11 protein-coding genes are annotated in these 10,747 nt (G+C 49.5%); 7 read left to right on the forward strand and 4 right to left on the reverse strand.

Going from position 1 to position 10,747, the window contains the following annotated elements; translation table 11 throughout:
* Positions 1–6 precede the first annotated feature (6 nt).
* From HFE64_09095 to HFE64_09110, 4 genes are all read left to right on the forward strand, one after another.
* Complete coding sequence (locus HFE64_09095) at positions 7–705, forward strand: response regulator transcription factor (GenBank protein ID MCI8633616.1); 699 nt, start codon at positions 7–9, stop codon at positions 703–705.
* Positions 695–1,687 carry a HAMP domain-containing histidine kinase gene (locus tag HFE64_09100; GenBank protein MCI8633617.1) on the forward strand — a complete coding sequence of 331 codons (993 nt, stop codon included), beginning with the start codon at positions 695–697 and terminating at the stop codon, positions 1,685–1,687. Before HFE64_09095 ends, HFE64_09100 begins: the two co-directional genes overlap by 11 nt.
* A gap of 14 nt (positions 1,688–1,701) precedes the next feature.
* A complete protein-coding gene (locus HFE64_09105; protein ID MCI8633618.1) occupies positions 1,702–2,262 on the forward strand; it encodes a manganese efflux pump in 561 nt (186 codons plus the stop codon).
* A gap of 100 nt (positions 2,263–2,362) precedes the next feature.
* The gene (locus tag HFE64_09110) at positions 2,363–3,079 is read left to right on the forward strand and encodes a transglycosylase domain-containing protein (GenBank protein MCI8633619.1); all 717 of its coding nucleotides are present in this window, start codon (positions 2,363–2,365) and stop codon (positions 3,077–3,079) included.
* Here HFE64_09110 and HFE64_09115 read toward each other — a convergent pair.
* Complete coding sequence (locus HFE64_09115) at positions 3,020–3,895, reverse strand: carbon-nitrogen hydrolase family protein (GenBank protein MCI8633620.1); 876 nt, start codon at positions 3,893–3,895, stop codon at positions 3,020–3,022. The two genes, HFE64_09110 and HFE64_09115, sit on opposite strands and share 60 nt — an antisense overlap.
* 121 nt (positions 3,896–4,016) lie before the next feature.
* Here HFE64_09115 and HFE64_09120 point away from each other — a divergent pair, with 121 nt between their 5' ends.
* Positions 4,017–4,691: a response regulator transcription factor gene (locus HFE64_09120; GenBank protein MCI8633621.1), complete on the forward strand. Its 675-nt coding sequence runs from the start codon at positions 4,017–4,019 to the stop codon at positions 4,689–4,691.
* Positions 4,679–5,860 carry a HAMP domain-containing histidine kinase gene (locus HFE64_09125; GenBank protein ID MCI8633622.1) on the forward strand — a complete coding sequence of 394 codons (1,182 nt, stop codon included), beginning with the start codon at positions 4,679–4,681 and terminating at the stop codon, positions 5,858–5,860. The genes HFE64_09120 and HFE64_09125 overlap by 13 nt, the downstream gene beginning before the upstream one ends.
* Here the strand turns inward: HFE64_09125 and HFE64_09130 are convergent.
* Genes HFE64_09130 through HFE64_09140 form a run of 3 tightly spaced genes read right to left on the reverse strand, consistent with a single transcriptional unit; the run spans position 5,853 to position 8,564 of the window.
* On the reverse strand, positions 5,853–6,464 hold the full coding sequence (locus HFE64_09130; GenBank protein MCI8633623.1) for a hypothetical protein: 612 nt from the start codon (positions 6,462–6,464) through the stop codon (positions 5,853–5,855). The genes HFE64_09125 and HFE64_09130 overlap by 8 nt on opposite strands.
* Positions 6,445–7,665 carry a hypothetical protein gene (locus tag HFE64_09135; protein MCI8633624.1) on the reverse strand — a complete coding sequence of 407 codons (1,221 nt, stop codon included), beginning with the start codon at positions 7,663–7,665 and terminating at the stop codon, positions 6,445–6,447. Before HFE64_09135 ends, HFE64_09130 begins: the two co-directional genes overlap by 20 nt.
* Positions 7,662–8,564 (reverse strand): ABC transporter ATP-binding protein, encoded by a 903-nt coding sequence (locus HFE64_09140; protein ID MCI8633625.1) that lies wholly within the window; start codon positions 8,562–8,564, stop codon positions 7,662–7,664. The genes HFE64_09135 and HFE64_09140 overlap by 4 nt, the downstream gene beginning before the upstream one ends.
* Positions 8,565–9,021: 457 nt before the next feature.
* Here HFE64_09140 and HFE64_09145 point away from each other — a divergent pair, with 457 nt between their 5' ends.
* A complete protein-coding gene (locus HFE64_09145; protein ID MCI8633626.1) occupies positions 9,022–10,497 on the forward strand; it encodes a helix-turn-helix transcriptional regulator in 1,476 nt (491 codons plus the stop codon).
* Positions 10,498–10,747: the final 250 nt, after the last annotated feature.

The raw sequence follows: 10,747 nt of genomic DNA on the forward strand, positions 1-10,747 counted from the left end.
AGAGCGATGAGGCCTAGAGTGCTGCTGATAGAGGATGATAAAAGCATCGTAGAAAACCTGAGCGTGTTTTTAGCGGAAGAGGGATTTGAGGTGGCAGATGCCGGCGGGCGCCGGGAAGCGCTGCAGCAGCTTTCGCAGCAAGGGTTTGATCTGGTGCTGCTGGATATTTCTCTGCCGGATGGAAATGGGTTTTCCCTTTGCACGATGATTCGGCAGGAGTACAGGGAGCTGCCGATTATCTTCTTAACGGCGCAGGAAGATGAGTACAGTGTGGTGGCAGGGCTGGACATGGGGGCGAGTGATTATGTGACAAAGCCCTTTAGGCCCAGAGAGCTGGTGAGCCGCATGCGAAAGGCGCTGCGGGAGACGCAGACAGAGCAAAGCACGCAGACGCTGCAGCTGGGAGATGTGCAGGTGGATCCGGAAAGAGCCCGCGTGACAAAGGGAGATAAGGAGATCTTTTTATCTGCACTGGAGTATCGGCTGTTATTGTCGCTGATGGCGCATAAGGGCGGGGTGATCTCAAGGGATCATCTGCTGGAGGAGATCTGGGATGCAGCAGGAGAATTTGTAAATGATAATACGCTGACGGTGTATATCAAGCGTCTTAGAGAAAAGATTGAGGATAATCCGCAGGAGCCGCGCCTCATTTGTACGGTGAGAGGGCTGGGATATCAGATAGGAGCAAAAGCGGATGACAGGTAAAAGCTTTTGGCGTAATCCGGCGGTGCGGAGGGAGCTGCTGATCGTGGCAGGGCTCCTTCTGCTCTGCGCGCTGCTTTCCCGGCAGGCTCTGGCCGGAGCTTTGGGAGTGGCCGCTGTGCATTTTCTTTTTTCATGGCAGCGCTACCGCAGAATTGCCCTGATGAATGAGGAGATTGATGCGATCCTGCATGAGCAGGAGGCTATGCTGGTGAGCAGCTATCAGGAGGGTGAGCTGGCCATTTTGGAGAGTCAGATCTATAAAATGACAATGCGGCTGCGTCAGCAGGCGGATGAGTTCAAAAAGGAAAAGCAGTATTTGGCAGATTCTTTGGCTGATATTTCCCATCAGCTGCGAACGCCGCTGACGGCGCTTCATTTGGTCGCGTCCATGCTGCAAAAGCCAGATCTGGAGCCCCTTCGGCGGCGCGAGCTGGTGCAGGAAATGTGCCGGCTGCTTTCGCGCATGGACTGGCAGATCCATACCCTTCTGCGGATTTCTAAGCTGGATGCTGAGAGCGTAGTGCTGCAGCAGGAGGTCATAGCACTGCAGGATCTGGTGGCAAAGGCAAGGGAGCCCTTAGCCATTCCGATGGAGCTGCGGCAGCAGCGCATGGAGGTCGAGATTGCACCGGGCTGCTTTTTCCGGGGAGATATGCAGTGGAGCGCAGAAGCCATCAGCAACATTTTTAAAAACTGCATGGAGAGCATGCCCTTAGGCGGGCGGATCCTCGTAACCGGAAGACAAAACGCCCTGTTTACGGAGCTTGTAATAGAGGATGAAGGCAGCGGCATTGCACCGGAGGATCTGCCGCATCTGTTTGAGCGGTTTTACAAAGGCAAAAACGCATCCAATGAAAGCATCGGCATAGGACTGGCGCTCACCAGAATGATTCTGCTCAGAGAAAAAGCAAGCATTAAGGCAGAAAACCGATGTGAAAAGGGTGCCCGGTTTATTATACGGTTTTATCATGCCACTGAATGAAAGCGGAGGTTTTTATGGGAATTTGGGAACTAATTTTAATTGCGGTCGGCCTATCTATGGATGCATTTGCCGTATCGGTCTGTAAAGGACTTTCTGTGAGTAAGATACGGATGCGGCATGCACTCACGGTGGGGCTTTATTTCGGGGGCTTTCAGGCGCTTATGCCGGCGATTGGCTACCTGCTGGGCACGAGCTTTCAACAGGCCATTGTCAGCATCGATCATTGGATTGCCTTTTTGCTGCTGAGCGCTATTGGCGTGAACATGATCCGGGAGGCCTGCAGTAAGGAAGAGGAGTCAGTCAATGATTCCTTCAGCGTCAAAACGATGATTCCGCTGGCCGTGGCTACGAGTATTGACGCGCTGGCTGTGGGCGTAACCTTTGCATTTTTACAGGTGCAGATCATACCGGCGGTACTTTTGATTGGCAGCATCACCTGCATCCTGTCGATGATCGGTTTAAAGCTTGGCAATGTGTTTGGCGACCGCTATCAAAAAAAGGCAGAGCTTGCCGGAGGCATTGTGCTCATCGGCATGGGGCTTAAGATCTTGCTGGAGCATCTAGGCGTGCTGTAAACTACATAGGGTTTAAGTAAAATGTAAGTTTAATGTAAGGACATAGAGGAAGGTTTATGATAAAATAAAGGAACAAAGCGAGTCCAAGAATCCCGCAGGGATGGCAAATCACACGAAGGGAGAGCCTAGAGAAATGAAGCTGCGCCACGGCATAGGAATTTTGGTGCTGTCGGTATACGGCATATTGATTATCATAACGGCGTTCAAATGCTACCGCCTCTATAGCCATATTGCGATAGAGGGGCAGATGATAGAACGCATTGAAAATATCCGAAAGGATCCGGACTATCTTATCCTAGAAGAGGTGCCGGACTATTACATAGATGCGCTGATCCAGATTGAGGATGAACGGTTTTACCAGCATAAGGGCATCGATTATCTGCTGCTGCTCAAGGATATGAATCCATTAAAAAAATGGGAGCATATCTCGATCACAGAGCAGGTGATCCGTAATTTATATACAGATGAAAAAAGAGGTATTGCGCCGCGCATTGTCTGCTGCATACTGGCACAAAATCTGGAAGGCAGCTATACAAAGCAGGAGATTCTGGAGCTGTACTTAAACACACAGCCATTTGGAAAGGACTGCATAGGGCTTGCCAAAGCCAGCGAGCGGTATTTTCACAAGCCGCCTGCAGAGCTTTCTGAAGAAGAATGCAGGGAGCTGCTCGCGCATCAGTGCTGCCCGGCAGACCGCATCAAAGGAATGGAAAAGGTAGAAGAAGGCCTGAGCAGCGGTCAGAGTATGCGCAGGCAGTTAGAGGCCTGGCTGTACCGAATGGGGCTGCGCTGGCTGCAAAGCATGAGTATGCAGTGAATACAGGTCCGTGCGGCGGTGCCGCAAAAGAGGCAGTTGTTCCCGCACCTGATCCGTATAGGAGAGATCGAGGCGGGTCAGCTGCATGGCTTCCTTTTCGTCCAGCATCGAGACGACACTGCCCCATGGGTCTGCAATAATGCTGTGTCCCCAGGAGTGATAGGAGGCGCTCAGGTCGCGGCTGGGCGCAGTGCCTACAGCATATATCTGATTACTTAGCGCCTGAGACCGAAATGTGAGCTCCCAATGCGCTGGGCCGGTCGTCATATTAAAGGCGGCCGGGACGAGCAGCAGGCGGGCGCCCTGCAACGTCATGAGCCGGGCGAGCTCAGGGAAACGAAAATCGTAGCAGATGCACAGGCCCATAGGGCCAAATTCTGTATCAAAGGTGGTCACTGCATTTCCGGGAGTGAGCGTGAGCGATTCCTGAAAGCACTGACCGCCTTTAATATTGATGTCAAACAGGTGCATTTTGCGGTGCTTGGCAATCTGGCGGCCGTTACGATCAAATACATAAGCAGTATTATAAATCTGTCCCTCGCAGCCGAGCTCTGGCATGGAGCCTGCCGACAAATAGATTTGGTGCCGGCGGGCCAGATCAGCGCAAAGCTGCCAGATGGCGCCGCCCTCCTTTTCCGCGTGTAGCGGGAAGCTTTGTACCTCATAGGGGCAGCAGAACATCTCGGGCAGGGCAATGAGATCGGCGCCCTGTGCAGCGGCCTGCGAAACGGCTTCTGACATATGGGCGAGGGTCTTGGCCTGATCGGGCCAGACGGGGAGCTGCAGCTGTGCGATGGTTAGGACAGAGGAGTTCATAGCGATGTACCTTCCTTGCGTTTTTATGACCAGTATAGCATAGGGAGGAGGGATTTTCCATCAGGGAAGTTGATAAAAAGTTGAAAATTCAAACCTATGCTGCGCCTTAAAAAGGAGGGATATGGTGAATACGATTTTGATTGTGGATGATGAAGCGGACATTGTTTCGATGCTGCAGGATTATTTTTTGTATAACGGATATCAGGTGATGACGGCAACAAGCGGCAGCGAGGCGATCCGTAAGGCGGCCAAGGAGCCGGATCTGATTTTGCTGGATATCAATATGCCGGACATAGATGGACTGCAGGTGTGCAGCCGGATACGGGAATTTGTAGGCTGTCCTATTTTGTTTCTGACGGCGCGCGTAGAGGACAGTGATAAGGTGAGAGGCTTTGCCAGCGGCGGGGATGATTATGTGATCAAGCCCTTTTCTTTAAGTGAGCTGGGAGCGCGTGTGGCCGCGCATCTTAGGCGGGAGCGCCGGAGAAATGAAAGGTCGAGGGTGTTTTTGGATGAGCAGCTGACGATTGATTATACGCAGAGGCGGCTGTACTGGCAGGAAACCGAACTGACGCTTGCGAAAAAGGAATTTGATATTATTGAGCTGCTTTCGGAGCATGCGGGACAGATTTTCAGTAAGGATAGAATCTATGAGATTGTTTGGGGGTACGACAGCGAGGGAGATGCCGGGGTTGTGGCGGAGCATATCCGGCGCATCCGGGCGAAGCTGGCGCAGATCGGGGCCAGACAATATGTAGAGACGGTTTGGGGAGTGGGATACCGATGGGCAAAATAAGAAAGGGCGCTTATAAAAAATCGATTAAAGCTGCTTTTATTGGTTATATGACTGGCTGCATAGCGGCGGCGCTGCTGTTTTCTCTGCTGCTTTCTAATATCTATCAGATGCTGCAGTCGCGCTTGTATGAGCCCTACCGAGCGCAGTACCAGTATGGGTATGTAGAGGAGGAGCTGGAGGACGGCCATATCATCGGGTACTATACGGAGGATTATCATGCGTATATGACGCCGTTTGAGCGCTGGGCTGACAAGGCGCTGAGCTTTATGAGTGTAGGCGCGTATCCGTTTTGCTTTGTCATTTGTATTATCCTTACTAGTATTTTATTTTATAAAAGGCAGATGCAGGAGCCTCTTAGGATCCTGGAGGATGCGGCAGGGCAGATTGCACGGGACAATCTGGATTTTAAAATTGTCTGTCAAAAGGAAAATGAGCTGGGGCAGCTCTGCAGCTCTTTTGAAAAGATGCGGGCAGCTTTAAAAGAAAGCAAGGAGGAAATGTGGCGGCAGATGGAGGAGCGAAAGCGTCTGAATGCGGCCTTTTCGCATGACCTCAGAACGCCGCTGACGGTTTTGAAGGGGCAGAGCGAGCTGCTGAAGGCATATGCGCCGCAGATGAGCATAGAGAAAATCACCGATACATCGGAGATGATGTACCGGCATATCGAACGGTTGGAGGCATATGTAAAAACGATGCGCGATCTGCAGCGGCTGGAGGATATTGAGATAGCAAGGCAGAAGACAGCTCTGAAAGCGCTGCAGGAGCAGGTGCAGGAAATGGGGCCGGCGATCTGCAGCCTCAAACGCTTTTCTTATCATCCTGTACAGGATCCGGAGACAGTCCTGTATGCCGACAGCCGAATTGTGCTACAAGTGCTGGATAATCTGCTGAGCAATGCGGTGCGTTTTGCGAAAAGTGAGGTGGAGGTATGCCTGCAATGTGAGGACGGATATCTGTATCTAACGGTTCAGGATGATGGGGAGGGCTTTGCAGCCAGTGATTTGGCAAATGCCACAAAGCCCTTTTATAAAACGGTGAGAGAGACGGATCATGAGCACTTTGGTATGGGGCTCAATATCTGCAAGGTGCTGACAGAAAAGCACGGCGGCTATATCCGGCTGAGCAATCAGGGCGGAGCACAGGTGCTGGCCGCTTTTAAGGTTACGTAAGCCGCCTTTTGAGCTGCTGATGCAGCAACGAAGCGGCAATCATAAGAAGGCCTGCCAGAAACAGCCATATTTTGGAGGCATAGTGCCCGGTTGTCATGGAAAACAAATAGAAAGTTCCCAGCTTGGCGCCCATGCCTAGATTGAGGGCATAATACAGGAGCGGCGGCATATACCCGATGACTGTACTGCCGGTGAGGGAGGAGGTCAGCATGCCAAGCCCGCCTAAAAATGCAGCGTTTGCGGCAGTGCCGCAAAGTAGGGGCAGCGTGATTTCACATCCTTTTGTATGCATGAATAAGCCGAATAAAACAATGAGCAGGCTGGTGAGAAGCAGGGAGTAGCCGGCCCGGAGAGAAAAGAGTTTAACGATGCTGAAAGCTTTGGCGCAGACAAGATCATGGATCTCTCTATTTTGCTCAGGAGCGAAAACCGGTGTGAGCAAAATGACGCCAATCAGAGAAACAAAGATTTCAAGCGGAATGGCAGCTGTGTCCTGAGTCAGATGAGCGGTGCCGATGAAACAAGGAATCAGCACGCAAAGGCCTGCAGCCGTAAGGAGTGAGAGCAGCGAGACATGCCGCAGGTTAATTTTTATGATGGCCAAGATGGAAAAGTGCTTTTTTGATGGAAAAGTGTCCACTGAATTTCCCCTTTCTTTTTGCTTCATAGAGCAATATAGTAAGTAGCAGCAGGAGGATCGAAATGCCGGCAAAGAGCAGGCGGTTCTGCACTAAAGCCTGAAAATAGTCTAAATAATCCTGAGTTCTGAACCAGGTGTTGGGGCCGGCATTGTGCCGCGGGGCTAGGCGAAACAGGGCATAGCCGCTCTGTACGGTTTTAAAGCCCATATTCAGATCCAGCAGCCACCAAAGGCCCTGTACAGCGATGGCGAGCGGTGTGCCGGTGAGCTCTGTAAAGAAAAAGCCTACGGAGGCTGCCATCATTACGCTGGGCAGGAGCCAGCCCAGCGCGTATTTGAGCGGCGCCAGATAGTCTAAGGAGAGGCTGCTATAGTTAGCCCAAACCGGTATATTGGAGAGATAAGCTAAGAGTATGACGGGAAGCATGACGGCGGCTATGAGCGCGAGATAGCGGGAGAGCAAAATTCGGGCGGCGGAGGCTTTTTTGGTGTAGATAAGGGCCTCCATTTTAGAGCGCTGATCCTTCATGCATAAGATAACAGCTAAAAAGACCGGCAGAACAGAAAGCAGCATAACGCCGGCATAATCAGAAAACAGGCGTGCATAGCCCCCGGTTACATGATCCTCAGAGACGGCCAGGTCATATTGGGCCTTTGCCTCTTCATAGCTTAGCGGCACCGAGCCATAGCTGATCAAGGAATCAGGCGCATACTGAGATCCTCCGCCCAGCAGATTGTCGGTTTGCTGCATCAGCTCTTTGAACCGGTCATAGCTGATGTCGCTGCGCACAGAAGGAGGGGATTCTGGCTCCTGATTGCTCAGCAGCACTTGGGCGTCAATCCCCGTGATCTCAGACAGAATTTCTGCAATCTGAGCCTGCTCATTTTCATCAAGTCGGACAGATTTGATAAATCCGATTGGATAGGTGATATATTCATTCACGCAAAAGTCGTACCAGAGATCATGCAAGGCGCCCGGCATGACAAGATCGGGAATTTCGGCCGGCTTTGTGCCATAGACGCCTCCCGGCTGCGGCGCTTCCATTTTGTCATCCTTAAACCGAAATACGCCCTGAGAGGACAGGCCAAGAGCAAGGGCAGCTACGAGCAGAACATAAGGGAGGGAGACTACGATTTTTTTTAGCTCCTTGATGAACAGTCTCATAATGCACCTCCTGCCGCATGCGCGGAGAAGGAAGGATCATTTTGATGCAAATAAAGCATATACGCATCTTCAATATTGGGGTCACAGAGCGAAGCGCCCTGCGGAGGGTTATTTGCAATAAAGCGAATATGGAGCTGCTCGCCCTGCGTATGCATACTGGTGATGGAGAGCTGGCGCTTGAGCTTAGGCAGCTCCCTTTTGGAAGCGCTGATCGTAAACACGCGGCCCTTGGCCTGCTTAATCAAATCAGATACCGTACCGGTATAGATTACGCTTCCTTCATTGATAATGGCAATGTCCTCACAGGCAGCTTCGATATCGCCTACAATATGTGTGGACAAAATGACGATCCGATTTTCCGCGATTTCAGAGAGCAAATTACGGAATCTCACTCTTTCTTCCGGGTCAAGTCCGGCAGTGGGCTCATCCACAATCAGGACCTGAGGGTCATTTAGCAGCGCCTGGGCGATGCCCAAACGGCGCTTCATGCCGCCTGAAAGTGCTTTTACCTTTTTGTGCTGATGCTCAGTCAGATTAACTTTCTCTAAGAGAAGAGGAATGCGTTTCTTCCTTTCGGCAGCGGAAAGACCGGCCAGGAGGGCCAAATAGTCCATGGCATCCTTTACGCTCATGGAAGGATAGAGAGAGAATTCTTGAGGCAGATACCCGGTAATGCTGCGGACCTGTCTTGTGTCTTCAATTGGAATCCCGCATACGGTAATGTGTCCGCTTCGTTTGGGCAGCAGCGTAGCAAGGGTCTTCATCAGCGTTGTTTTACCGGCGCCGTTGCGGCCGAGCAGACCGAACATACCCTCCTGTATTGATAGGTTTACATGGTGCAGTGCCTGCTTTTTACCGTAAAATTGATTTAAGTCTTGAATTTCAATACAATGACTCATAAAAACAAAAACTCCTTTCATCTTAAATACAGATGATGTTCACATCTGTTTTATAAAATAAAGGGAGTTTTTCAACTTTTTATCTATTCCTGTAAATTTGAAAAAGCGCATCGAGGTTGAAGGCTCTGTGCACTAGTGATATACTTGATTGGGAGAGGGAGACGAGCAAAACAAAATGACGAAACAGGCAGTATATCAATATTTGACGGCATATGGAATTAGCTATCAGGTTACGGAGCATGAGGCGGTGCACCATATGGCAGAGAGGAAGAGAGCGGAACTGCCTTATTCGGAATCTGTGGCTAAAAACTTATGCGAATCATTCAGGAGCACGGTAACTTTGTAGCAGTGGTGGAGATTTGCTTAAGAAATGGTGATATTCTGATAAGATCAGGCAGGAAATATCATAAAAGAATGAAGAAACTCTGTCATACTAAAGCATAAGGAGGTGATGCTGATGGATTGGATAAATCGTATGGACAAAGTAATTGAATATATCGAAAGAAATCTGGACAGCGAAATCAACTACGAAACCATAGCCAAGATAGCATGCTGCTCTGTTTATAACTTTCAGCGGATTTTTTCGTTTTTGTTTAATATGCCGCTATCCGAATATATTCGCAACAGACGGCTGACTGCAGCAGCAGCGGAGCTGCGTGAAAGCAATATACGAGTGATTGACGCTGCTGTAAAATATCAATATGAATCACAGGAGTCATTCTCTCGGGCTTTTCAAAAATTCCATGGGGTAACACCCACAGCGGCGAAAAAGAAAGAGTGCGTTTTATCGATCTGCCCAAAAGCCTCTGTAAACTTTAATGAAAAGAGGGTTACTCAAATGTGTAATCAGGAAACAGATTCGATGTTACTTCAAAGAAATGAGTCAAAGCGCTTATTTTTTCAAGGAGTCAAAGGGCCGGGGACTTTGCGAGCGGCTATGTCAATGTGGTCTTATCTTGAATTTGTCGGAATTGCTCATGATGCTTGTCAAACCTACACCATTCTTTCTGCGCTGACAGGGGAGCTTTTCAGTCCTGCAGTTACTTTGTGCCTTCCGTCTGGTATAAGCAGAATGCTTGATGTTATGGGATTTGAACATGAAATTTACACAGCATATAAAGCTAGCAGCAATTACCTCGATAAAACGGCAATGAAACGGGTCATCGTTGAAAATTTGTCAAAAAAGAAACAACCTGCGATTGTGGTTACAGGCGGAGGAGATTGGTGTTTTGGCGGTACTGTGATCGGATATGAAAACGGCGGAGAAACGCTTGTAAATTGGAGCTACTTTCCATTTGATGACAGCCAAAATCCACAGCCGATTCTGAATCAAAACAGCCATTGGTATGCAGAGAATGAGACAGTGCTTGCTGTGATTCGCGGAAGAAAAACACTGTCAGGTCTTGAAAATGTTTATCGTGCAGGCGTGAAGGCAGCGGTTGCTGATTTAAGCGAAAATTATAGAGCGGCAAACCAAAAGTTTTATGCTGACTGGCAACATGTTCTGCTGCAGTCAATGGAAGAAACAGTTTTGGAAGCAAAACAAACTCGTAAAATTCCGTGTACATGGGAAATGTTACAAGACAATGTATTAACATCAGCGGAAATAGAAAAGACGCTTCTGGAAATTGTTGATCCGTTATGGTGTGATTACGCCGAGCGACGGTTCTATGCCGCACGATTTCTGGAACAGGCGGCGGTGTTTTTGCCTAAAGCAAAAGCTGATTTAGCAAAAGCGATGGAGTTATTTGACGAAATCCACAATCTTATGTATGCGTATATAGCAAAGGTTGACCACAGTGCCGGCACGGATTTCATAAACGTAGATAAATTTCGCGATTCTGCTGTCAGAAGAGAAATGGCGGCTATTGTTGAACAATGCAGATTGAACGAGCAAAAGGCTGTTCAATATTTAAAGAGGGCGGAGGATTAGATCTTTACATGCAAAGGTGGCATCTGCATGCCGGTAGATGTCTAAGCACCAATATACACCGACATGCAGAAGTGGCATCTGCATGTCGGTAGACGTCCAAGCTCCAATATATACCAACATGCAGAAGTGGCATTTGCATGTCGGTAGACGTCCAAGCACCAATACATACCAACATGCAGAAGTGGCATTTGCATGTCGGTAGACGTCCAAGCACCAATACATACCAACATGCAGAAGTGGCATTTGCATG

It is taken from the genome of Lachnospiraceae bacterium (assembly GCA_022794035.1).
GTDB lineage: Bacteria > Bacillota > Clostridia > Lachnospirales > Bianqueaceae > CALWPV01.